At 66.6% G+C, this 23,657-nt stretch carries 22 protein-coding genes; 14 read left to right on the top strand and 8 right to left on the bottom strand.

Annotated elements, in window-relative coordinates:
• Positions 1-1,956: an acetate--CoA ligase gene (acs, locus tag ACZ50J_RS12315; RefSeq protein ID WP_464297442.1), complete on the bottom strand. Its 1,956-nt coding sequence runs from the start codon at positions 1,954-1,956 to the stop codon at positions 1-3.
• A gap of 212 nt (positions 1,957-2,168) precedes the next feature.
• Here acs and ACZ50J_RS12310 point away from each other — a divergent pair, with 212 nt between their 5' ends.
• Entirely contained in the window at positions 2,169-2,810 is a 642-nt protein-coding gene (locus ACZ50J_RS12310) for a GPR1/FUN34/YaaH family transporter (RefSeq protein WP_188838770.1), read from the top strand.
• Positions 2,811-2,825: 15 nt separating this feature from the next.
• Here the strand turns inward: ACZ50J_RS12310 and ACZ50J_RS12305 are convergent, their stop codons facing one another.
• Together ACZ50J_RS12305 and mftR are read right to left on the bottom strand one after the other, a co-directional pair.
• Positions 2,826-4,076: a GAF domain-containing protein gene (locus ACZ50J_RS12305; RefSeq protein WP_188838769.1), complete on the bottom strand. Its 1,251-nt coding sequence runs from the start codon at positions 4,074-4,076 to the stop codon at positions 2,826-2,828.
• A gap of 83 nt (positions 4,077-4,159) precedes the next feature.
• The gene (mftR, locus tag ACZ50J_RS12300) at positions 4,160-4,753 is read right to left on the bottom strand and encodes a mycofactocin system transcriptional regulator (protein WP_188838768.1); all 594 of its coding nucleotides are present in this window, start codon (positions 4,751-4,753) and stop codon (positions 4,160-4,162) included.
• Between the two features lie 104 nt (positions 4,754-4,857).
• Between mftR and mftD the strand changes: the two genes are divergently transcribed.
• The 4 genes from mftD to ACZ50J_RS12280 all read left to right on the top strand — a co-directional run bounded on the left by mftD (position 4,858) and on the right by ACZ50J_RS12280 (position 9,437).
• Positions 4,858-6,078 carry a pre-mycofactocin synthase MftD gene (mftD, locus tag ACZ50J_RS12295; protein ID WP_188838767.1) on the top strand — a complete coding sequence of 407 codons (1,221 nt, stop codon included), beginning with the start codon at positions 4,858-4,860 and terminating at the stop codon, positions 6,076-6,078.
• A gap of 110 nt (positions 6,079-6,188) precedes the next feature.
• Positions 6,189-7,385: an iron-containing alcohol dehydrogenase gene (locus tag ACZ50J_RS12290; RefSeq protein WP_229749886.1), complete on the top strand. Its 1,197-nt coding sequence runs from the start codon at positions 6,189-6,191 to the stop codon at positions 7,383-7,385.
• Between the two features lie 55 nt (positions 7,386-7,440).
• On the top strand, positions 7,441-8,787 hold the full coding sequence (locus ACZ50J_RS12285; protein ID WP_464297441.1) for a sensor histidine kinase: 1,347 nt from the start codon (positions 7,441-7,443) through the stop codon (positions 8,785-8,787).
• Positions 8,784-9,437 (top strand): MadR family response regulator transcription factor, encoded by a 654-nt coding sequence (locus ACZ50J_RS12280; RefSeq protein WP_188838764.1) that lies wholly within the window; start codon positions 8,784-8,786, stop codon positions 9,435-9,437. The genes ACZ50J_RS12285 and ACZ50J_RS12280 overlap by 4 nt, the downstream gene beginning before the upstream one ends.
• A 7-nt stretch (positions 9,438-9,444) precedes the next feature.
• On the opposite strand, the gene mftM is transcribed toward ACZ50J_RS12280, so the two are convergent.
• From mftM to mdo, 4 genes are all read right to left on the bottom strand, one after another.
• Positions 9,445-10,347 carry a mycofactocin oligosaccharide methyltransferase MftM gene (gene mftM, locus ACZ50J_RS12275; RefSeq protein ID WP_188838763.1) on the bottom strand — a complete coding sequence of 301 codons (903 nt, stop codon included), beginning with the start codon at positions 10,345-10,347 and terminating at the stop codon, positions 9,445-9,447.
• A 37-nt stretch (positions 10,348-10,384) separates the two neighbouring features.
• On the bottom strand, positions 10,385-11,914 hold the full coding sequence (locus ACZ50J_RS12270) for a VWA domain-containing protein (RefSeq protein WP_188838762.1): 1,530 nt from the start codon (positions 11,912-11,914) through the stop codon (positions 10,385-10,387).
• Between the two features lie 9 nt (positions 11,915-11,923).
• Positions 11,924-13,147, bottom strand: coding sequence for an AAA family ATPase (locus ACZ50J_RS12265; protein ID WP_188838761.1), 1,224 nt, complete (start codon positions 13,145-13,147; stop codon positions 11,924-11,926).
• Between the two features lie 89 nt (positions 13,148-13,236).
• Entirely contained in the window at positions 13,237-14,529 is a 1,293-nt protein-coding gene (gene mdo / locus ACZ50J_RS12260) for an NDMA-dependent methanol dehydrogenase (protein ID WP_188838760.1), read from the bottom strand.
• 359 nt (positions 14,530-14,888) lie between these two features.
• On the opposite strand from mdo, the gene mftA reads away from it, so the two are divergent.
• The 9 genes from mftA to ACZ50J_RS12215 all read left to right on the top strand — a co-directional run bounded on the left by mftA (position 14,889) and on the right by ACZ50J_RS12215 (position 21,635).
• Positions 14,889-15,008 (top strand): mycofactocin precursor MftA, encoded by a 120-nt coding sequence (gene mftA, locus ACZ50J_RS12255; RefSeq protein ID WP_229749885.1) that lies wholly within the window; start codon positions 14,889-14,891, stop codon positions 15,006-15,008.
• Positions 15,008-15,274, top strand: coding sequence for a mycofactocin biosynthesis chaperone MftB (mftB, locus tag ACZ50J_RS12250; protein WP_188838759.1), 267 nt, complete (start codon positions 15,008-15,010; stop codon positions 15,272-15,274). Before mftA ends, mftB begins: the two co-directional genes overlap by 1 nt.
• Positions 15,271-16,473, top strand: a complete 1,203-nt coding sequence (gene mftC / locus ACZ50J_RS12245) for a mycofactocin radical SAM maturase (protein ID WP_464297440.1) — start codon at positions 15,271-15,273, stop codon at positions 16,471-16,473. Before mftB ends, mftC begins: the two co-directional genes overlap by 4 nt.
• Complete coding sequence (mftE, locus tag ACZ50J_RS12240; protein ID WP_464297439.1) at positions 16,470-17,195, top strand: mycofactocin biosynthesis peptidyl-dipeptidase MftE; 726 nt, start codon at positions 16,470-16,472, stop codon at positions 17,193-17,195. The genes mftC and mftE overlap by 4 nt, the downstream gene beginning before the upstream one ends.
• Positions 17,192-17,965 carry a mycofactocin-coupled SDR family oxidoreductase gene (locus tag ACZ50J_RS12235; protein ID WP_188838756.1) on the top strand — a complete coding sequence of 258 codons (774 nt, stop codon included), beginning with the start codon at positions 17,192-17,194 and terminating at the stop codon, positions 17,963-17,965. Before mftE ends, ACZ50J_RS12235 begins: the two co-directional genes overlap by 4 nt.
• Positions 17,958-19,415 carry a mycofactocin biosynthesis glycosyltransferase MftF gene (gene mftF, locus ACZ50J_RS12230; protein ID WP_464297438.1) on the top strand — a complete coding sequence of 486 codons (1,458 nt, stop codon included), beginning with the start codon at positions 17,958-17,960 and terminating at the stop codon, positions 19,413-19,415. Before ACZ50J_RS12235 ends, mftF begins: the two co-directional genes overlap by 8 nt.
• Before the next feature lie 85 nt (positions 19,416-19,500).
• Positions 19,501-20,628, top strand: coding sequence for a Nickel transporter NicT (gene nicT / locus ACZ50J_RS12225; protein ID WP_464297437.1), 1,128 nt, complete (start codon positions 19,501-19,503; stop codon positions 20,626-20,628).
• A 516-nt stretch (positions 20,629-21,144) separates the two neighbouring features.
• Entirely contained in the window at positions 21,145-21,546 is a 402-nt protein-coding gene (locus ACZ50J_RS12220) for a recombinase family protein (RefSeq protein ID WP_464297436.1), read from the top strand.
• Positions 21,534-21,635 (top strand): hypothetical protein, encoded by a 102-nt coding sequence (locus tag ACZ50J_RS12215; protein WP_464301348.1) that lies wholly within the window; start codon positions 21,534-21,536, stop codon positions 21,633-21,635. The genes ACZ50J_RS12220 and ACZ50J_RS12215 overlap by 13 nt, the downstream gene beginning before the upstream one ends.
• 782 nt (positions 21,636-22,417) lie before the next feature.
• Here ACZ50J_RS12215 and ACZ50J_RS12210 read toward each other — a convergent pair.
• A complete protein-coding gene (locus ACZ50J_RS12210; RefSeq protein WP_464297435.1) occupies positions 22,418-23,653 on the bottom strand; it encodes a hypothetical protein in 1,236 nt (411 codons plus the stop codon).
• Between the last annotated feature and the right edge of the window lie 4 nt (positions 23,654-23,657).

Below are 23,657 nucleotides of genomic sequence, written 5' to 3'. Positions count from 1 at the left end.
CTACGGTAGCCGGGCAGGCTGCATTCCCTCAGTGATCGCACCCATCACCGAGTCGTCGGCAAGGGTCGAGACGTCACCGACCTCACGGTCTTCGGCGACGTCGCGCAGCAGTCGCCGCATGATCTTGCCGGAACGCGTCTTGGGCAGCTCGGACACGACCAGGATGCTGCGCGGCCGCGCGATGGCACCGATCTGCGCCGAGACGTGCTTACGCAGTTCGTCCACGACATCGCCGCCGCCACCGTCGGCGCTCGTACGCAGGATGACGAACGCCACCACTGCCTGCCCGGTCGTGACGTCAGAAGCACCGACGACGGCGGCCTCGGCAACCTTCGGATGTGAGACCAGCGCGGACTCGATCTCGGTCGTCGAGAGGCGGTGACCGGAGACGTTCATGACGTCGTCGACGCGGCCGAGCACCCAGAGGTCACCGTCCTCATCCTTCTTGGCGCCGTCACCGGCGAAGTAGACGCCCTTGAACCGGGACCAGTAGGTGTCGACATAGCGCTCGTCATCACCCCAGATGCTCCGCAACATCGCCGGCCACGGCTCCTTCAGCACGAGGTAGCCACCGGAGCCGTTGGGGACGGACTCCCCCGCATCATCGACGACGTCGGCGACCACGCCCGGTAGCGCGTTCATCGCCGAGCCGGGCTTACCACTGGTCACGCCCGGCAGCGGGCTGATCATGATCATCCCGGTCTCCGTCTGCCACCAGGTGTCGACCACCGGGGTCTTGCCGCCGCCGATCGTGTCGCGGTACCAGACGTACGCCTCCGGGTTGATCGGCTCGCCGACCGACCCGATCAGCCGCAGCGAGGTCAGGTCACTCTTCGCCGGAATCTCGGCACCGACCTTCATGAAGGTGCGGATCGCCGTCGGGGCGCAGTAGAGGATCGTCGCCTTGTACTTCTCGACGATCTCCCACCAACGGCCCGGGTGCGGGGTGTCCGGCGTGCCTTCGTACATGATCGACGTCGTGCCGTTGGCGAGCGGCCCGTAGACGATGTAGGAGTGTCCGGTCACCCAACCGATGTCGGCCGCGGTCCAGTAGACGTCGGTCTCCGGCTTGATGTCGAAGACCGACCAGTGGGTGTATGACGTGCCGACCAGGTAACCGCCGGTCGTGTGCAGGATGCCCTTCGGCTTACCGGTCGTGCCCGAGGTGTACATGACGTAGAGCGGGTGCTCGGCGTCGAAGGCCTCCGGCGTGTGCTCAGTCGACTGCTTGCCGACCATGTCGTCCCACCACAGGTCGCGGCCATCGGTCCAGTCGACGTCCTGGCCGGTTCGCTTGACCACCAACACGTTTCGGACGTCGGGGCACTCCTTGACGGCCTCGTCGACGGCGGGTTTCAGCGCCGACGGCTTGCCCTTGCGGTTGCCACCGTCCGCGGTGATGACGATCTCCGCCTGGCAGTCGATGATCCGGTCGCGCAGCGCCGATGCGGAGAAGCCGCCGAAGACGACGGTGTGCGGCGCGCCGAGCCGCGCGCAGGCCAGCATGGCCACGACGGTCTCGGGAATCATCGGCAGGTAGATCGCGATGCGGTCACCGGCCTTGACGCCGAGCTCGATCAGCGCGTTCGCGGCCTGACAAACCTCGTCCTTCAGCTGCGAGTACGTGATCGTGCGAGTGTCGCCGGGCTCACCCTCGAAGTAGTAGGCGACCCGGTCGCCGTTGCCGGCTTCGACATGCCGATCGAGACAGTTGTATGCCGCGTTCAGCTTGCCGCCGACGAACCACTTGGCGAACGGCGGGTTGGACCAGTCCAGCACCTCGGTGAACGGCGTGTCCCAGGTGATCCGCTCTGCCTGCTCTGCCCAGAAACCCAGTCGGTCGGCGTCAGCCGCGGCATACGCGTCGGCTTTGAGGTTCGCCGAGGCGGCCAGGTCGGCCGGCGGATCGAAGCGCCGAGTCTCGTGCAGCAGGTTGGACAAGGTGGTCTGGGACATTGATCTTCTCCAGGGTGGTCGATGTGATGCAGCGCACACGGTAAACGGACCCACGTTGCGACAACGTTGCGACCATCGGCGGAGCGTCATGCAGCGTCATTGCAGCCCTGCGCCCCTCACGCTCTTGGCCACCGTCGGGCGTCTGTCGCAGCCGCGCTTTCCGCTCGCCGACAAGAATTCCCCGCCACACCTACGCCACAGGAGCGAAAACCGTGACCGAAACAGCAACCCGGACGGCAGTCCGCGAAACTCCGGATGCCAGTGAGCAAGTCAGCGCAACCGTCGTGGGTGACCCGGCGGTCATCGGTGTACCGACGTTCGTCGCCGGTTCGATCGCACTCGGCCTCGTACTCATCGGATTCGTCCCGGCAGCTTCTGTCGGCGCGTCGATCCCGATCATCATGACCGCGACGGGCATCGGCCAGGTGGTCGCCGCCATCTGGGCCGCCTCACTCGCCCAGAACGCGGTCGCAAGCGTCTTCGGCACATTCGCCGGATTCTGGCTCAGCTACGCCGCGCTCGTGCTCGGCCTCACCCACGGTTGGTTCGGAGTCGCTGCGCAGGATGCCGTGCGAACCCAAGAGCTCTTCCTGGCGACCTGGCTGTGCGTCATCGTGATGCTCACCTTCTTCACGCTGCGCCTGCCCCTGATATTCACCGTGCTGTTCGTGCTGGTCGACGTGGCGCTCGCACTGGTTCTCCTCGGCACCACGCAATCGAGCGCCGGCCTGACCAAGGCTGGTGGATACGCAGTGTTCGCCTTCGTCCTGGTCGGCGCGTACCTCTTCTGCAACGCGCTGTCGGCCGCGACCGGCGGGCGGGGGCTGCCGATGGGACGGGCCGTGCTTCGGTGATCCGGACCGCGCGCTTCAGCGCCCGCGGGTGCAGGTCAGGTCCGCAGCGGCGCCCAGGCTGATGTCGAGACGGTGCAGCTGACCTCGGACGATCGGCAGCAACGGCGATCGCGGGTCGAGAGCTTGCGATTGCATGAGCCACATCTCGTAGTCGTCGGTCCCCCAACCCGAGGTGGTCCACCACGACATGAGCTCGGGTCGACCGCTGCGCAGCACCGCTTCGCGCAAGTCGAACTGGACGCTGTCGCGTATCCGGCATACGCCTGGAGCAACCGATCGAGGAAGGATCGGTCCGCGGTAGCTGCGCACGGCGCCGGCAACATCACCCGCAGCGAGCTGCGCCTGCACGGCGAGCCAGTCCGAGGTGACCTCGGCCGCCAGCCGATAGGGCCGCGACGGCAGCAGGTCCTCGCCGAGCAGGGAACGCAGTCGGGTCATCTCCGCCCGTAGCGTGGAGGAGATCATGTCCTCCTCGTAAAGCTGTATCCCCAGCTCCGGGCCGGACAGACCGGCGGGGGTCCCGGTCAGCAGCAACAGGATCTCACTGTGCCGTGGGCTCAGCCGCACGGTGCGAGAGCGTGAGTGGCCACCAGGGCTCATCGTCAGCAGAGCGTCCGTGCGCCCCAGGAAGTCCAGCCGCGCACGGGGGAATCCGATGCTCGCGTGCGGCATCGCAATTCCGTTGCGCGACTGGAGATCTCGCGCCATCTCAGCCTCGACCATCCGCGCGGTAGCACGCACCATCGCCAAGGCCTGCGATCCGATCGCACGTGCGGCACCGGTGACGTCCAGCACGCCCAGGATGCTGCCACTCTGCGGGTCGTGGATAGGTGCGGCCGCGCAGCTCCACGGCCGCACCGTATGACGGAAGTGCTCGGCACCGGCAACGTGTACCGGCTCGTTGAGAGCAAGGACCAGTCCCGGCGCATTCGTCCCGGCGAGTCTTTCTTCCCAGTTGCTGCCCTCGACGAAGCCGATCGACTCGGCCTGACGCAGGACTGCGGAGTGGCCGCGTACCCACAGCAGTTGCCCCTGTGCGTCTGCCACCGCCATCAACGACTCGCACTCGACCGCGGTTTGGCCCAGCAGGTCATCGAGAATCGGAAGGACCCGAGCCAGTGGGTGCGCCTCGCGGTACTCCCGCAGCATGTCCGACGGCAGCGTGATGAGTACGTCGGCCGAGTCCGGATCGACTCCTGCGGCGGCGGAGCGATGCCACGACTCGGCCACCCGGGCACGCATGCTGACCGCCGGCCGTGGGCTCATGGCACCAGTACATCGCCTACTCGAAGTCGACACACCTGGCTGATCGGGCAGATAGACGGCGGGACCGACTCCTGGCTCGCGAGTCAGACCTCCAGGTATCCGTGCAGAGTCCGCAGTGCCTGCTCGAGCACGGTGGAGAGTTCCGTGTCGTCGTTCGAGAGCCATTCGCCATACCCAGCCATCGAGAGCGACAGTGCCACCTGGCTGGCCGTCTGCGGCAGCAGTGCGGACGGGTCGGAACCCGTTCTCTCCGCGACATACTCGGCGATCACTTGCCGCCAATCGGCGTAGCGCAGCACTGAGTGCGCCTGCAGCTCCGGCGTCGTCAGGATGAGCCGCATCCGGACGCGGTGCTCGGCCATCGCCTCGGCCGGAAACCTGTTGAACTCGATGACGGCGAGGTGGACGGCCTCGTGCAACGGGCGGTCGTCGAACGTGTGCAGGGTGTTGCGGAACTCGTCGAGCGTGTCGTCGAACTGTCCCCAGGGGATGTCGTTCTTCGATCGGTAGTAGCGCAGCAGTGTGCGTCGACCAATGCCGGCCGCCTGCGCTATGTCGTCCAAAGTCGTTCCGACGAAACCCTTTTCGGCAAAAAGACGGAAGGCGACGCGCTCGATCTCGGCATGTGAAGTCACGACGGGTCGCCCAACTCCAGGGCGCGGTGACGTCGTGGTCATGGCTGCCAAATTACCGCATCTCTTCCATTTTGACCCTGAGTGCCATTATTGTGGTCCCGATCACATTCGATAAACGACATGGCACGCCGACGAAGGATGAACCGATGAAACTAGCGAACCCCTGGAAGCAGAACCCCTGGTTCGAATCGGTCGCCGTGGCACAGGAACGCGCTCGTAAACGACTGCCCGCTCCCGTGTATGGCGCCCTGATCGCCGGGTCCGAGCGCGGCCAGACCGTCGAGGACAATCAACGGGCTTTCACCGAGCTGGGGCTCGCGCCGCATGTCGCCGGTCACCGGCCGGAGCGCTCGATGGGCCGCACAGTGCTCGGCCAAGAAGTGACGCTCCCGGTCCTGATCAGCCCCACCGGAGTGCAGGCCGTCCACCCGGAGGGTGAGGTGGCGGTGGCGAAGGCGGCGGCCAGCCGCGGCACGGTCATGGGGCTGTCCAACTTCGCGAGCAAGTCGGTGGAAGAAGTGACGGCGACCGGCGCACCGACCTTCTTCCAGATGTACTGGACCGGCCAGCGCGACGTGATGATCCAGCGGATGCAGCGTGCCCACGCCGCAGGTGCACAGGGCCTCATCGCCACCCTCGACTGGTCCTTCTCGATGGGCCGTGACTGGGGCAGCCCGGAGATCCCGGAGAAGGTGGATCTGAAGACCATCGTCCGCTTCGCGCCGAAGGTCGCCACCAAGCCGCACTGGCTCTGGGAATTCGGCAGGACCGGCACGATCCCCGATCTCACGACGCCGAATCTGCAGGCTCCCGGTGGCGAGGCGCCGACCTTCTTCGGCGCCTACTACGAATGGATGACGACGCCGCCCCCGACGTGGGAGGACGTCGCCTGGATGGCTGCTCAGTGGAAGCAACTCAGCGGAAAACCGTTCATTCTCAAGGGCGTCTACCGAGTCGACGACGCCCGCCGTGCCGTCGATGCCGGTGTCGACGGCATCTCGGTGTCCAATCACGGCGGCAACAACCTGGACGGCACTCCGGCGACGATCCGGGCGGTCCGACCGGTCAGCGACGCGGTGGGTGGCCAGATCACGGTGCTGCTGGACGGCGGCATCCGGCGGGGCTCCGACGTGGTGAAGGCTCTCGCCCTCGGCGCCGACGCGGTCCTCATCGGCCGCGCCTACCTGTGGGGCTTGGCGGCCAATGGTCAGGCGGGTGTCGAGAACGTGCTGGACGTGCTTCGCAGTGGCATCGACTCGGCGTTGCTCGGCCTGGGTCTCGCGTCGATCGACGAACTGCGGCCGGAGCACCTGCTGATCCCGGACGGATTCGACCGTGCAGTCGCTGCATCCCTTGCCTCCGTGTGACGACCCCGGCGCCCAGCGGCCGTCCAGCAACAATGCACCGCACCGCACTAGAGTTGACTGTTCCGGATGGCACGGGCGCCATCGTCGGCAACGCAGGACGGAGGCCGGGCATGACAACCGCTAGCTTCGCCGACGCGCCGGTGTCCGGGACCGCCGCCGGCCTGGTCAAATTCCAAGCGCCCGAGATCGTCTTCGGTCCCGGAGCGCTCGCGGAAGCGGGCTACTGCGCGCTACGACTCGGCGCACGTCGCCCGATGGTTGTCACCGACGAAGGCATCATCGAGGTCGGCTGGGCGTCCGCCCTCGAGACCCATCTGCACGAAGCCGGCCTGACGCCGATCGTGGTGTCCGGCGTGACGCCCAACCCGAAGGAACACGAGATCGCCGCGGCATACACCCGGTATGTCGAAGAGGCCTGCGATGTCGTCGTCGCGATCGGTGGAGGCTCGGCCATGGACGCCGCGAAAGGCGTGGCGATCCTGGCCGGCAACGGCGGCCGGATTCTCGATTACGGCGGCGTCGATCAGGTGCAGGAGCGCATTCCGCCGATGCTGATGGTCCCCACGACATCGGGCACCGGGGCCGACGTCAGCCAGTTCTGCATCGTGACGGACACGACCCGGCACGTGAAGGTGACGATCATGGGCCGCGCGCTGGTGCCGGACATCTCGATCACCGACCCGCGACTCCTTGTGACGATGCCCGAATGGCTCAACGCCGCAACGGGTTTGGATGCGCTCACGCACGGGATCGAAGCGTTCGTGTCTCGCGCCCACAATCCGCTGGCCGACGTCCACGCCCTCAGCGCGGTCGGACTGGTAAACCAGCACCTGACCCACACCGTGCACGATCCGGCCGACGACGCGTCCCGGGTCGGTATGGCGCAGGCGAGTCTCAACGCCGGCCTTGCCTTCAGCAACGCCATCCTCGGCGCGACACATGCGATGAGTCACCAGGTCGGCGGTCTCCTCGACGCCCCGCACGGTGTCATCAACGGCATCCTCCTGCCGCACGTGATCCGCTACAACGCGAAGAGCTCGCCCGACCGATTCATCGAGATAGCAGCACGATTCGGCATCGAAGCCGCCGTCGGCGAGCCGGGCGATCAAGTGGCCGACCGACTTGCCGAGCGGGTCCGCGAACTAGCAGACGCGGTCGGTGTGCCGCGGTCGCTCAGTGCGATCGGGATGACTGAGAGCGACGTCGACCTGCTGTCCCGCAACTCGCTCGACGACGCCTGCATCACCACCAATCCGAGGCATTCGGAAGCAGCCGACATCGCCCGCATCTTCCGCGAGGCCTTGTGAGCCAGCTGACTCGTTCCTCGTCCGCACGCCCCAGAGTTTGCGCTGGTCAGAAACCGTGAGCACCGACCCGACCGACGACTTCTCCCGGCTGACCGGCGTTCGCACCGGGAAGAACTCGTACTACCCGGCGTTCGTGCGATCCAGCCGCCGAATGCAACGCACGGTCCGGGCGATGGACCGGATATCCAGCGTGGTGGTCCGTACGGTCGAGGGGCCTCGTGGCGTGCTCGAGGAGGTGGGCCGCGCCGCGGCCGGTCACCTGGAGGCGCGCTGGGCCTTGCTCGCACTGAGCGACGAGCACCTGCGCGGCGCCCGACCGCGGTTCGTGGCGATCGGGCCTGGCGGGAGGAGCCATGACAAGTCCGCCGACCTACCGGCAGACGTTGCCGCGGAACTGCTCGTCATCCGTTCCGGCGAGCGGTCGATGGGCGCCCTGCAAAACGGCTGGCTGCGCGCGCCGATGAATCTCGAGGGTCGCCAAATCGGTGCGCTGTCGGTGCGACCGGGGCTCGGCGAGGAGCGCGAGCCCGAGGACCTTGCCGTCCTGCGCATCCTGGCGAATCAGGCGGCCGTTTCGCTGCACACGTCCGAGCAGTACCAGGCCGGCGTGACCCTGCACCGGCGCGCGCAGCGACTCAACCGGGCGGCCGAGCTCCAGGCACGCGATCTGGCCGCGCGCACGGCCCAACTGCAGGAGGCTGAGAAGCAGCTGGCGGTCGCCACCCAGCGCGAGATCGTCGGCGGCGAACGCCACCGCATCGCACGCGAACTCCACGACAGCGTGACCCAATACGTCCTGTCCGCGGGTATGGCGGTCGAGGTCGCCCGCGGGGAGGCGGAGGATCGCCAACTGGGTGAGATGGTCGAGCGGCTGTCGCGCGCCAAGGCCTTCACCCAGACGGCGGTGCAGCAGCTGCGGACCGCGATCTACGCACTCGACCAGCCCATCGGCGAGGCGGCTGCCTCGTTGGAGGAACTGATCGGACAGGTTGTCGCGCACCACCGACCGACGCTGGACGTCCGGGTCATTGCGGAAGGCCGGGTGACGGACATTTCGGCAGCGGCCGGTCTGGATCTTGCGCGGTCTGTCGCCGAGGCTCTCTTCAACATCGCAGCGCACGCTCGTGCCACCCGAGTGGTCGTCCGATTGCGTTACCGCCCAACGTCTTTGACCGTTTCAGTCTCCGATGACGGGTGCGGCGACCCGAAGGCGTTGCGCCGCATGCTCCGGCTCGAACAACGTGCGGTCGGCGACGGCCGGCATCGTGGGCTGGCGAACATGGACGACCGGATCCACTCGCTCGGCGGCACGCTCACCTTCCGGCGATCACGCCTGGGCGGCGTACGCATCGTGCTTCACCTGCCGCTGCCGGTGCCCACCCAGTCGCAGGAGATGCCATGACCGCAGCAGACTCGCAGATCCATGTCATGCTCGTCGACGATCATGCGATCGTGCGGCAGGGGCTGCGCTCCATCCTCGAGCGGGACACCCAGATCAAGGTGATCGCCGAGGCGGCGTCCAGTGGCGAATGCCTCGCGCTGATGGACCGCGCGACCCCTGACGTGCTCCTGCTCGATCTCAAGCTGTCGACCTCGAGTGACACCGAGGGTCTGGATCTGGCGCGCGAGATCGCCGATCGGCACCCGAAGGTAGCCATCCTGGTGCTGACGACATTCCTCAACGAGGACCTGGTGAAGCAGGCTGTTCAGGCCGGCGCGAAGGGGTATGTCGTCAAGGACGTGGACACCGATGCGCTGATGCGCGCCATCCACGACGTGAGCAGGGGCGAGTCGGCGTTCGACGCACGCAGCGCCGCCGCGATGGTCCGCAGCATGCAGGCGCCGGCACCCGAGACCACGCCCGGCCTGTCGCCGCGTGAGCTGGAGGTCCTGCGACATCTGGCAAGAGGACTGTCCAACAAGGAGATCGGCAAGCGGCTGTATGTCGGCGAGACCACCGCAAAGTTCCACGTCGGCAACATCCTGCGCAAGCTCGAGGTGTCCAGCCGGGCAGAAGCCGTCTACGAGGCCAGCAAGCGAAAGCTGCTGTGAATGCGCGTTATTCAGTCCTATCCAGGATGAGCCAGCCACCGTGGTGTTCGTAGACCTGCCAGTTCCAGTCCGGGGCGGCAACGCGCGCCCACCCGCGCAGGTCGTCGAGGGTGAGACTGCGCAGGTGCCCGAATTGCTGTGCCGGCTCGTCCTCGAACGGCACCGCGATGACGACCCGCTTGCGGGCGACCCGGCAGGCCTCCTGGATGATCTCTGTCGCCGTGTCGTCCGGCACGTGCTCCAGCAGATGTATGGCGAGCACGGTGTCACAACTGTCGCCGGGTGTGGTGACCCGCGCCGCATCGGCGACGAGCGTGTGCACCGGTAGGTCGAGCAGGTGGCTCATGTCCCGCAGCAGGTGCACGGATCCTTCGGACAGGTCGCTGGCGGTGACGTCGAGTCCGGACCGGGCGAGGCGCAGGGCCTGGAAGCCGAAGCAGGTGCCGAGCTCGTGCACCGACGAGCCGCGCACGACCTGTTGGACGTGCGCGTGGACCGGTGCGTATGCCGCAATCGATCCCCGTCCGCTCGGCGTGCCGATCTCGTCGTCGATCTGCCGAATAGTGTTGCGGTAGAAGTTCAGCCATGCCTGTTGGGGTGCGTCCGCGCAGGTGAGCACGATGCCGACGAGCAGTTCCTCGAAGAGCCGCGGGCCGCGGATCCACCCGGCGTCGAAGAGCTCCGAGCTCAACTGTCCGGAGATGTCGTCGCTGACCTCTTCCGGCCCGAGATCATGCTCCAACAACAGGCCGACGCCCACGCGACCCACGTCGAAGTGCTCCGTGCGGGCGATGCCGAGCCGTCGGCGGTCGGCAATCGGGCGTCGGCGCACGGTGACGGTGTCGCTCCGGTAGACCCCGCCGGGGCACGCCAGATAGGCATCCAGCTCCATCTCGTCCACCCCACTCACAGCGTGTCCTCCGCGGGGGAGAAATTTCGTGCGGCGCTCACAACGCCCCCTCGGTCATCGCATGGGAGAAGTCGCGCAGCTGATGCAGATTGCGCACGACTTCGACCTTGTCGCAGTGCTCGGCATACAAGGGCAGGTCGCATCGCCCGAGCGCCCACGAATAGCGCGGCTCAGGCGTCAGCCAGACCACGGAACGCGCCCGTCGGGCGATCTCGGCGAACGTGTCGAGTGCGGGGTCGTTGCCGTTGCCGCGGCCATCACCGATGACGATCACCGTCGTGCGGTGATTGATGGCCGAGCCGTATTCGTCGAGGAACTGCCGCAGGGAGGTGCCATAGTCCGAATCAGCGTCGATGTCGATCTTTCCCCCGTCTGCCTTGCCCGCCATGATCCGCGAAAGAGCCTGTTGCACATGGTGATCGGCGAATAGCGCACTGATCTCGACGCATTCATCGACGAAGACGAACGACCTCACCTGCGAGGCGATCGACTGCAGGCTGTGCACGAGGTGCAGCGCGAACGCCGAGGTCGCCCGGACCGACAGCGAGACGTCGCAGAGTATGACGAGCCGGGGACGATCCTCGCGGCGGCTGACGAGCACCGGACGGAACGGTATGCCGTCATAGCGCATGTTGGTGCGCATCGTGCGCCGGCTGTCGATGACACCGTTGCCCGACACGTGTCGGCGGGGCCGGGGTGCGCCACGCAGGCTGTGCAGCAGCCGCCGCAGTGAGTCCTCGAACGCGATGCGCTCCGACTCCTCGATCACGTCGGCGCGGGCGGCCTCCACCTCGCGCGACTCGACGTCCGGTTGTTCGTTCAGCAGGCTCTCCAGGTGCTGCCGCAATTGCTCGGGCAGGGCGGCGAGCAGGGGCGCCAGTCGCTCGCGCAACGCAGCGAGATCGGGATCGACCGCGGGTTCATCGTCGCCCTCCTCGTCCGGCTCACCGAGCCAGCTGAGCAACGCCATCTCCTCGGCCACGGACAACTCGGCGTCGATCTTCAGCCCGTCGCTCTTCGTCAGCCGACCGGGGGTGCCGGGGTTGTGGAGCCGGTTCGCGGTGATCTGCACCCGCGCCGCCTCTCCCGCTGACACTTTGCCGTCCTTGGACACGACGATCTCGTCGGTCATCGAGGCCATGTCCAGCTTGTTCGCCTCCTGATGCAGGTTGTACTGCTGCGCCAGGTCCTCCTGCTTGAAGTAGTCCTTGATGTCCTTGGGTGCGTCGTGTGAGTGACCGTCCTGCGGGGTGTCCGACAGGTCGTCCGACAGCGTGAATTCCTGCAGGTCGCCGTCGTCGTTCAGGTCGTCGTGCGCGTGCCCGTGCTCGGTCGCCTCCCGGACCACCGCTTGCAGCCGGAAGAACCGATCGAACACGCCGTCGAAGACCTCCAGGTCACGCCGGTCCTTGACCAGCGAGACGGCCAGCGCGGAACGCAGCCGCTCCCGGTCCAGGGCGATCCCGGGCCGGGCCGCCGCGTGCACGGCGTCGAGTGCCTCGGCGACGCTGAGCCGCATCCCGTGCAGCCGCAGGAAGCGGATGAACCGATGCAGTGTGCTTTCCACGGTCGCGCCTCAGACCGGCCGCTTGCGGGCCGCTCCACGATTGAAGGAGCGCTCACCCTGACCGGATGGGACCTTGCGCGGGGCGGCGGCCTTCGCGGTCGGTGACCCGTAATAGCGCTCGTCGTGCCGGCCGGGTTTGTCCTTGTCCTCGCGGGCCTGCACGCCGTCCGCGTCCGGTGTCGGGTCGTCGTGACCGTGGGTGTCGCCGTGCCCGTGGCTGTGTCCATGGCCGTGTCCGTGCCCATGACCGAGCGACTCCGGAACTTCCGCGTTCGGGTCGAGCAGGCGAGGAATGTTCCTTGCTGCGAGCGCCAGGTCGCGTTCGTACTTCAACACGACGTTCAACGTGTCGGCCAGCACCGAAGGCGACAGGTCATGCACCCCGAGAACGGCGAGTGTCCTTGCCCAGTCGATGGTTTCGGAGATACTCGGTGACTTCCGCAGATCGAGTGTCCGCAGCGTGCGCACGACCTCGACGAGTTGCTCGGCGATCGAGTCGGCGAGGCCGGTGTTCTTGGAGCGGATGATCTCCAGCTCGCGCTCCGCGTCCGGGTAGTCGAGGAAGAGGTGCAGGCAGCGGCGCTTGAGCGCAGCCGACAGGTCGCGCGTGTTGTTCGACGTCAGCAACACCAGCGGGGTCGACTGGGCGATGAAAGTGCCGATCTCCGGGACCGACACCTGGAATTCGGCGAGCAACTCCAGCAGCACCGCCTCCAGTGCTTCGTCAGCACGGTCGACCTCGTCGATCAGCAGCACCACCGGCTCGGTCGACTGCACCGCTTCGAGCAACGGGCGTGGCGCGAGGAAACGCTCGGAGAAGAAGATGTTGTCCTGAGCCGCGATCCGGTCCACGGCGGCGTTCAGGTCGGTCGTGTCGGCGATGATCTCGCCGATCTTCTCGCGCAGCATCTGCGTGTAGAGCAGTTGCTTGCCGTAGTCCCACTCGTAGAGCGCCTTGGTCTCGTCCTGACCTTCATAACACTGCAGCCGCAACAGCTTTCGGCCTGTTGCCGCCGCGACGCTCTGGGCGAGTTGGGTCTTGCCGACACCGGCCGGTCCCTCGAGCAGGAGTGGCTTGCCGAGCGCGGTCTGCAGGTAGGCGGTGGTTGCGAGTCGGTCGTCGGTGAGATAGCCGACGCCGTGCAATCGCTCGCGGGCATCGTCCACGCTCGCGAAGTCGGGATCGATCCCGTCCGGCTGGGTCTCGGTGCTCTGGCTCACAGGCGTCGTCACGGTGCTCTCCTTCGACGGGGGGTGATTGAGGGCGCTGCCCGCACGCGAGTTCTCCTCGGTGCGGGCAGCGTGTGCAGGGGATGGACCGCTCAGCCGAGCAGGTCGTCCAGGTCACCGTTGAAGCAGTGCTCGACCACCGGGCGAACCGTGTCGAAGGTGCACTCCTTCGGGTTACCGGGCGTGCAGGTGTCGCCGAGCACGTGATTGGTGATGTTGTCGACGTCCGCCTTGTCGCCCTTGACGACCTTCTTGTTCTCGTAGTACTTCGTCGGCCCTTGCCCGAGCCGGTTCTTGACGTAGCTGTCCTGGGTGACGTCGGTGAACTTCTCGGGGATTCCGACGTCGCGGAGCAGCCTGATCGACGCTGCCAGCGCTGCATCGGCGGCCTGGACGTCCGTCATACCGTGCGTGTCCACGCCCATCGCCTCGGCGATGTCCGCGAAGCGCTTGTACATGACGGGCATGTTGAACGCCCAGACGCGCGGTAGCGCGATCGCGTTGTTCAGGCCGTGGTGCAGGTCGTAGAAGGCCGACACCGCGTGGCTGATGGAGTGGATGATGCCCAGCCCACCGGAGTTGAACGCCTGAGCGGCGATGTACTGCGCGTACATCATCCCCTCGCGGCCCGGGAGATCCTGTGGGTTCCAGGTGGCTTCGCGCAGGTTCTGCGCGGTCAGCTTGATCGCCTGCAACGCGCTGCCCAACGACGGCGGGAAGTTCAGCCGTGAGGTGTACGGCTCGGAAGCGTGCGCCAGCACGTCGAATCCGCACTGAGCGGTGAAGTCGATCGGCGTCGAGTAGTACATCACCGGGTCATCGATGGCCAGCGAGGTGATCGCTGCGTCATCGAACGCGACGTATTTGTGCGGCTTCTTCGGGTCCGTCGTCGTGTCGGTGATGACGTAGGCCCAGGAAGTCTCGGAGCCGGTGCCGGCCGTGGTGGACACGGCGATGTGCGGCGGGTTCTTGGGGTTCTCACTCTTGTTGAAGCCCTCGAACTCGTTGATGTTGCGACCGTCGTGCGCGACGGAGATGCGCGCGCCCTTACAAGCGTCGTGCGACGAGCCACCACCGATGGACACGAACGAGTCACACTTGGTGTCCTGATAGAGCGACACCGCGTCCATGACGTTGTAGTCCTTGGGGTTGGACTCGACCTTGTCGAAGAGCACAACCTCCAGCCCGTGGTACTTCATAGACTCGACGATGTTGTGCACCACGTCGGAGCCGCGGAGCCCGGTCGTCATCACCAGTGTCTTCTTGAAGCCGAGCTTGAGGGCTTCCGGTCCGATCATCTCGGCGCCGCCCGGGCCGAGCAGCCCGCGCGGGAACGGGTGAAATTCCTTGATCGGGAACGGCTTCAGCAACTCATCAACTTGCATGGGTCCTCCTGGGTGAGGGATTGGCGCAGGTGCGCAATCGGGGGAATGCCGACACCTTTCGACGTTAGGAATGTGACGCACCTCTCGTCACCGCCCTTTCGGTCCGCACTCGCTGGCCTCCCGGGGAGGAGCGGCCCTACCCGCTCAGGTAGGCGGGGTCCTCGCGAAGTATCGGAGCGAGGAACGGGCGGGAGAACTTCGTGGGGTGCGTATGCCTACCCGAGCGGGTAGGTGTACGCCGCCCGGGCGGTGAGTGCGGGGTGCGACGCCGACTTCATAGCGTGGAGCCAGCGCCCGAACCGGCGCGGGCGGTCCCGGCGTTGCCGGGTTGCGTCATACCCACGACGAGAGGAGCCACCGTGGCCACCGAAGAAATCGAGCGCGAGACCGTGGATCCAGCAGAGTCGAACGTGGACCAGGTTGTCGCCGACGACTTGGTCGAGGACGTGTCGATCGACGGAATGTGCGGCGTCTACTGATGCTCGAGGAGGCATGGACGCTGAACGGTTCGGTGGCGCTGCGCCCCGAGACGTTCGGCGCCCTCGCCTACGACTTCACGACACGACGCCTGTCTTTCCTGAAGGATCCCGCCCTGGTTGACGTCGTCCGGCAACTGCGCAACCACCCGAATATCGCCGAAACGCTTGATGCCGTGGGTATTTCGGACGGCGAGCGTCCTCGTTTCCGAGCGGCGCTCGAGCGGCTCGCCGACCAGCACCTCATCGTTCGGAGGAACACACAATGACCGCAGTGGCTGAGCGCCGCGCACCGACCCGGCTGGTGGACCACTTCGAATACGGCCTCGATGCGCCGATCTGCTTGACCTGGGAGCTGACCTACGCCTGCAATCTCGCGTGCGTGCACTGTCTTTCGTCGTCCGGCCGGCGTGATCCGCGGGAGCTGTCGACCGACGAGTGCAAAGCGTTGATCGACGAGTTCGAGCGGATGCAGATCTTCTATGTCAACATCGGCGGCGGCGAACCGACCGTGCGGCCGGACTTCTGGGAGCTGCTCGACTACGCAGTTGAGCATCATGTCGGAGTCAAGTTCTCCACCAACGGTTTTCGTATCACCAAGGAGCGAGCCGAACGCCTGGCAGCGACCGACTATGTCGACGTGCAGGTCTCGCTGGACGGCGCGACACCGGAGGTCAACGACCCGATTCGCGGCGCCGGCACGTATGACGCGGCGATCCGCGCGATGGACAATCTGCGTGACGCCGGCATGAAGGACTTCAAGCTGTCTGTGGTCTGCACGCGCGAAAACATCTCGCAGCTGGACGAATTCAAGAAGATCGCCGATGACCACGGCGCGCAGCTTCGTCTGACCCGCCTGCGCCCGGCCGGCCGTGGCGCGGATGTCTGGCAGGACCTGCACCCGTTGCCGCACCAGCAGCGTGAGCTCTACGACTGGCTGGTCGCCAATGGCGAGAAGGTGTTGACCGGCGACTCCTTCTTCCACCTGTCCGCCTTCGGCGACGCACTGCCGGGCCTCAATCTGTGCGGTGCCGGTCGTGTCGTCTGCCTGGTCGACCCGGTGGGTGACGTCTATGCCTGCCCGTTCGCCATACACGAGAACTTCCTGGCGGGCTCGATCCGCGATGAAGGCTTCCAACACGTATGGCGCGAAGCCGAACTCTTCAAGTCGTTGCGCGAGCCGCAGACCGGCGGTGCGTGCTCGTCCTGCTCGGCATACGACTCCTGCCGCGGTGGTTGTATGGCGGCAAAGTTCTTCACCGGTATGCCACTCGACGGGCCGGACCCGGAGTGTGTCAAGGGCAACGCCGAGTTCGTGACCGTCGGGGATCGACCGGCACCCTCGCAGGATCACTCACACAAGGGCCCGGTCCGTAACGCGCCCGTGCCCGTGAAGATCGGGCGACGCCCGCCCACGACGATGTGCGACGAGAGCCCGGTGAACCCAGGGGACTTCGTGGTGGGATGACCGATCTCGGTGATGCGACGAGTGCCGGTGCCGCGCAGGCCTGCGTGGTGCTGGTGCCGCTCGGCAGCGTGGAGCAGCACGGGCCACACCTGCCGCTGTCGACGGACTCCCACATTGCCCGAGAGGTGTGCCACCGGGTGGCGGAACAGCTTGTCGAGCAAGGTGTTTCGGCGACGGTGGCGCCGTGCCTGGAGTACGGATCGAGCGGCGAGCACGAAGGCTTCGCGGGGACGATATCGATCGGCGGGGACGCGTTGCGTCACGTCCTCGTCGAGCTGGTGCGCTCTGCCCGGCGATGGGCCGACCGGATCGTGCTGGTGTCCGGCCACGGCGGCAACGTCGGTGCGCTGGTCGAAGCCGTCCGGTTGCTGCGGTTCGAGGCGCCAACGGTCGCGTGGACGACGTGTGCCGAGCAGGACTTCGACGCACACGCCGGCCACGCCGAGACCTCGATGATGTTGGCCATCGAGCCAGAGTCCGTTCAGCTGGAGCGAGCCGCAGTCGGCAACACCACTCCTGCGGCCGAACTGTGGCCGAGGATGAAATCCTCTGGGATTGAGGCAGTTTCGCCCAATGGTGTCCTGGGCGATCCGCGCAACGCGACGGCGATGGACGGTGAGCGCATGCTCGGCGCACTCGCCGCTCGCATCGCCGACCAGATCCAGGACGGCGCGGTCGCCGAAGGCGGCTCGTTCCTGCGCGCGTCGACGGCCGTCCGATGACGCGGGTGGTGCTCCTCGGCGGTGGCGGCCGGGGCATGGGCGCGGCGACTGCACGGTTGCTCGCCGAGCGTGGCGACCGGGTCGTCGTGTTGGACGCCTTCGACACGGTGGACGATTTCTATCCGTTGGCCGATGAGGCGGATCGTGTTGCGCTGCAAAGTATTTCCGGTATCGAGACGATGTCGGTGGACCTGCGTGACGGCGCAGCGACGATCGCCGCGGTCAGGTCGGTGATCCAGCGTCATGGTCACGTCGATGCGGCGGTCGCGTTCGCCGGGGCCGTGACCGGAGGTCGACCGTTGTGGGAGACGGACGAGGAGACGCTGGAGAAGTCGATCGCGTTCAACACCCTCACGACCTGGCACCTGGCGCGAGCGGTCGTGCCACACCTCTTGTCCCGACCGGCAGAGGCCTTGCCCACCTTCGTGGCGCTGACCAGCGTTGCCGGCGAGAAGGGCCTCTACGGGTTGGCGCCATACGTCGTCGCGAAGCACGCGACGGCCGGGATCGTCCGAGCGCTCGCCTCGGACCTGGTCGGAACGTCCGTGACCGCGTGTGGTGTCGCACCGGGCTCCACCGACACGACGATGCTGCGGCAGACCGCGGCGGCATACGGGCTGACCGACGTGCACGATCTGGTGCAGCACCAGCACGGAAAGCGGCCGCTCCGACCCGAGGAACTGGCGCACGTCGTGGTGTTCGCGCTCGGTGCCGGGCCGGTGCTGCACGGGGCGATCCTGCCGGCCGATGCAGGACTCGGTCGTGTCTGAATCCGACCGATTGCCAGATGGTTTCGAGGTCAAGCTCGGTGCATGGACCCATCGGTGCACCGACGGCCGCACGTTGTACGGCGACGCCGGTACCCTCCTCCGGCTACGCCCGGCGGCGGTCGAGCGCATCGATGCCAACGGTGTTTTGCGTGTCGAGGACCCGACGTCCCGCACGCTGGCAAGACTCCTCCTGGACCGCGGGATGGCCGAGCCGCGATGGCCCGACTCGGTGCCGCCCTTCCGCACGGACGACATCACGCTCGTCATACCGGTGCGTGACCGGGCGGCTGCGGTGGATCGGTTGCTGGCGAACTGCGTCGGTGTCCGCGCCGTCGTCGTCGACGACGGCTCGCTCGACCCGGCCGCGCTGCGTGCGGTCTGTGAGCGGCACGCGGCGCGATTGTGCCGGCACGAGCGGTCCCGCGGGCCTGCCGCCGCCCGTAACGACGGGCTGGCTCGGGTCGAGACCGAGCTCGTGGCGTTCGTCGACTCCGATGTCGTGCTCGACGTGGGCACGCTCGCACAGTTGCGGCGTCACTTCATGGACCCGCACGTCGCGGTGGTCGCCCCGCGGATCCTCGGACTGGTGGAGGACGGCGGACCGCTGCACCGCTACGAGGCCGCGTGCTCATCGCTCGATCTGGGCGACCAGCCGGCGCTGGTGCGGCCGCACGCACGGGTTTCCTACGTCCCGAGTGCGATGTTGCTGGCGCGGAAGTCCGCACTGGGGAACGGTTTTGACGAGTCCATGCAGGTCGCCGAGGATGTCGATCTGGTCTGGCGGCTCGCCCCCGAGTGGGCGGTCCGGTACGACCCGGCCGTGCAGGTGCGGCACGAACACCGCACGAGGTTCGGCGAGTGGTTCGGGCGGAAGCTGCTCTACGGCACCGGCGCGGCGCCGCTCGCCATACGACACGGATCGGCGGTCGCACCGGTGGTGCTGACGCCGTGGACGGCGATCGTGACTGTGGGTCTCCTTGCGCAACGCCGTTGGAGTCCACTGGTGATCGCCGGCGCGAGCGCGGCGCTGTGGTTCGGGCTGAGGAAGCGATTCGCGTTCGCCGACGACCCTTCGGGCTCTGCAACCGCCCTGACGAAGGTCGCGATGCGCGCCACGCTGCAGCAGACCGCCGCGACCGTCACGCGCCACTACATCCCCGTGACCCTGGCGCTGCTGCCGTTCTCCAAGCGTGCTCGTCGTGCGTATGTGGCCTCGGTAGTCCTGTCCGGCCTGGCCGAATACCGCCAGAAGCGACCGGCACTCGACCCGGTGCGCTTCGTCGGCCTTCGCACACTCGACGACCTCGCCTATGGGCTCGGGGTGTGGTCTGGAGCATTCATGAACGCATCGCCGCGTGCGCTGATCCCGCTGATTCGCAACGGGATTCGAGCGAGCAAACGGACCCGGCACAATCGGCAGGGACGCGAAGTTCGTACTGGTCCGGGCTGATCGGGCAGGCGAGGCCTAGCCTTTCGGACGGGATTCGTTCGCGAGATGCGACTTTGTCGCGCTCGGCGGATATGCTCGGCGGATCATGGCAACGATCACCACAGCCTCGGCGTCGAAGCTTGACCGTGTCCGCGAGTTCGTCGCCGATTTCAGTCCGGCGGAACGCCGTTCGGTCCTCGGTATGTCGCTGGCGGTGCTCGCGTTGCACGTCTTCGGTTGGGGCTCGCTGATCTTCTTGGTGGCGCCGCAGCACTTCGCGCTCGGCACGGACGCCGGCCATGCGCAGGTCTTCGGTGTCGGGCTGGGGGTCACGGCATACACACTCGGCATGCGGCATGCGTTCGACGCCGATCACATCGCGGCGATCGACAACACCACCCGCAAGCTGCTCTCGGACGGCAAACGGCCGATGTCGGTCGGTTTCTGGTTCTCCCTCGGACACTCCAGCGTCGTCTTCGGACTGTGTTTCCTGCTGGCGGTCGGGCTGAAGACCCTCGCGGGGTCGGTCGAGAACGACAACTCGACGCTGCACGACGTGACCGGCGTGATCGGGGTGACGGTCTCCGGCACCTTCCTGTGGATCATCGGTGTCCTCAACCTGATCGCGTTCATCGGCATCATCCGCGTATGGCGCCGTGCCCGTGAGGGCGATTTCGACGAGGCGGCGCTCGAGCAGCACCTCAACTCCCGGGGGTTCGTCAACCGGATCCTCGGCGGCCTGACCAAGTCGGTGACCAAGCCGTGGAACATGTACCCCATCGGCTTCCTCTTCGGGCTCGGTTTCGACACCGCCACCGAGGTCAGCCTGCTGGTGCTGGCCGGCGGCGCCGCGGCGTTCTCCCTGCCGTGGTACGCCATCCTGACCCTGCCGGTGCTGTTCGCGGCGGGGATGAGCCTGCTGGACGCCGCCGACGGGGTCTTCATGGCGAAGGCGTACCGATGGGCGTTCGCCAAGCCGCTGCGTCGGCTCTACTACAACGCGACCGTGACCTGGCTGTCGGTCTTCGTGGCCCTCGTGATCGGCACCATCGAGTTGTGCTCGGTGCTCTCCGACCGCTTCTCGTGGACCAACGGTCCGGTGGCCGCGATCGGCTCGATCGACCTGGACGGCGTCGGATTCGTCATCGTCGGCGTCTTCCTCGCGACCTGGCTGCTCGCCGTCATCGCGTGGCGTGTCCTGCGCCTGTCGGAGAAGGAATTGCCCGCGGGCTGACGGAGGCGCGCCAGCAGCAGAGATCAGGCGTCGGGGACGTAGCGCCCGAAGCGTGATGTCCTTCCTTTCGGACCACCGGGCACGCCGATGTCGAGAGCGTCGATGGGTGCAACTCTTGATAGGTGAGCTCGAAGTCGAAGACATCGAAGTTCTGGGCCATGCAGAAGGAGCGCCTTAGCACACCCGTGACCGATTCGGCGTCGGGTGTGGCGTCGCACCATAAGGGCATGCGCACCATAAGGGCATGCGCATCAGTGAGGATGCAGGAGATGTCACGACGCCAGCCTCGAAGTCACGTGAGGATGGGGGAGTGGTGACCCCTTTCGCGTTCCTCGGACAGGTCAGCACCGAGGACAACCGGGACCCGGAAGTGTCACGCGGCTGGCAACTGGATCGGGCGTAGCAACACAGACGGACCGGTTTCTGGGCGGCCCGCCACCGTACGGGGTATCGCTGGTCGATGCCGGCCCCCACCCCCATCCGGCCACAGCCGTGGATGGCAAGCGACTGCACCGCTTGGAGGCCGACCCGTTCACTGCGCCGGTCGTGGAGCGGATCTTCGCGATGTACGCAGCCGGCCACGGACTGCGCACGATCGCCGACTCCCTTGCCCGTGAAGGGATCCCGAGCCCGGCAGCGTACGACCCAGAGCGCAATCGGCACCGCGACACGATCGGCTGGGGCAAGCAACACCTGCAAGACGTTCTGATCGGCCTTGGGGACGTCGCCGCTGGCCATCAGGCCAGGATGCGCTGGAACGACGAAGACACATGGATCCGCTTTGACCATCAGACCCATCCCGCACTCGTCGACACTCAGATCCTGGCGAAGGCCCAGGCCCGATTGCGCGACGGCAAGTCCAACAACCAGGTGCTACGCCCGACTGCTCCGGCCGGATCTAGCCGCTGCGCGGACTGATCGAATGCGGCGCCTGCGGGCACCGGATGCACCGGATCTACACCACCCCGCAGCGCGGGCGCCGCGGAACGCTACATCTAACGCTGTAAGCTGCGGAAACAACGATCCCTGCCGCCGGATGCCTTTCCGGACCACTCGAACGTCCTGACCGTCCGGCAGGCGGCGCTGCTGCCACTGACCGACCAATGGCTCACCGCCCTCGCCGTGCCGGCAACCTTCGCCGACCTGCCAGACGGAGGTGCGGTCGTGGCCGCGCAAGCCGATGCGTTCCGCCGAGAGCTGAGAGCGCTCGACGGGCAGATGGCTTGCCTCGTCGGCCTCGCGGCCCAGCCGGGGACCGACCTCCCCGAACTCGCCACCGCCATCAGAAACTGCCGTGCCGAACGCGAGAACGTCGCTCACCAGCTGGAAGTCCTACGAGCCAGACCACGCCTCAAAATGGACCCCGTGGCGCTGGCAAGCAAGCTCAAGGCGACCGTGGATGCCCTCGCCGAATCAACGCCCCCACCGCTGGAATCTCTACCACGACGTCGGCCTCCGCCTGATCTACCACCACACCCCGGACCCGGCGGTCGACGTCACAGTCGACACAGCACGAATCACCGGACTGAACGGCAGCGAAGCAACCACCCTGGCACCGATCACAACCCACAGGAACCTCTAGCACCCACGCACTGGAAGACCCGCAACCAAGCCACCATCGGCGGCCGGCAACATGCAAAACCCGCTGTGTCTCACCGTAAACTGCGAGACACAGGGGGATAGCAACGCGAGTGTCTGGAGGGAGATTTGTCCGTTTACTCGACCAGCTCGATGCCTGCAATTCCCCAGATTTCCGGCAGTTTCGAGCTCTGAGGGTACGCGAGTCCGGTCAGGAGAGAATGGGAAAGCGGCGGACGACGGACGTTTGCGTCCACCAGCGGCCCAGCCCCAGCGTGCGGTCCGCCTGCAGGAGGGGAAGTGCCAGCACAGCGATCGCATAGATCAGGTGGTCGTCCATGAAGGGGTTGTTGGCCGGGGGCAGGACGACGGACCACATCAGCACGAGCATGATCGCCGCAGCCACGGCGGAAAGGCGCATGGCGATGCCGGCGCACAGGCCGATCCCGATCCCGAGCAAGCCCAGCATGAAGAGCCAATCCGCCCAGCCCTGCCCGGCGATGTCCCGGTAGAACCCCGCGAATGGCCCGGCTGCCGAAAAGTGCAGGAACCCGTACGTCGGGCTGCCACCGTTGACCCATGCCTGCTTGCTGGTGGTGTCGTGGCCGAGCCCGAACGCCTTGTCCAGGAAGGCCCACAGGAAGACCCAGCCAAGGCAGAGCCGTAGTCCCGCGAAGAGATAGTTGCGGGCCCGGGATGCCGGGGGCGCGGTGGGTGCCGACTCGTTGTGGACGCGGACACGGGGCGCAGCGGTCTGGCGATTGTGAGTGTGCACGGAAAGTTTCATGAGGTTCTCCTCCGGTTCGCCCGTCGTGACGGGTCTTGCTGACACCTTCAGCGTCGCTCCGCCGAATTGTCGGTGGCAGAGACGAAAGTCCCGAGTTCCGTGGGGGATTCGCAGGTGGCCCCAGTCGATCTGGGCGAGTGCGACGAGACACGCGATGAGTGCGACCTCGAGCAGCACGCCGTATGGCGAGGTCAGGGACGACATCATCACGTCCGCAGCGCTGGTACGCCGGAAGGCGTGTGCTCCGCCGAGATAGAGGCTGTAACTGATCAGTCGTCCGGCGAAGAAGGCGGCGGTCAGCCTGCCGAGTGGTACTCGCATCAGTCCGGCTGCCTCGAAGAGTTGCGCCGACGGAATGGGGGAGAGGACGAACAGGACCAGCGCCACGATGGAGCCGGATCGCCGGCGCAGCAGGACCGACCCTGCCGCATTGAGGTTGTCGCGCTGCCTGGCAGGAAGGTACTGGCGGAGGCGGCGCACGGTGTGCGCCAGAGTGAGCCGTCCGGCGGCGGCTGCCCCTGCGCCCGTGAGGACGAGTGCGACCTCGTTCAGATCGTTGCGTAGGTAGAAGAGCACGAGGACCGCCCACGTGGGCGGTCCGAAGGCGGGAAGCAGATTCACGCCGAGGACGACGCCCGCGACCACCAGGTAGGTCGTCATGGCG

It is taken from the genome of Flexivirga sp. G2 (assembly GCF_055397625.1).
The sequence above is the reverse complement of the archived record's forward strand: the minus strand, read 5'-3'. Positions and strand labels throughout refer to the sequence as shown.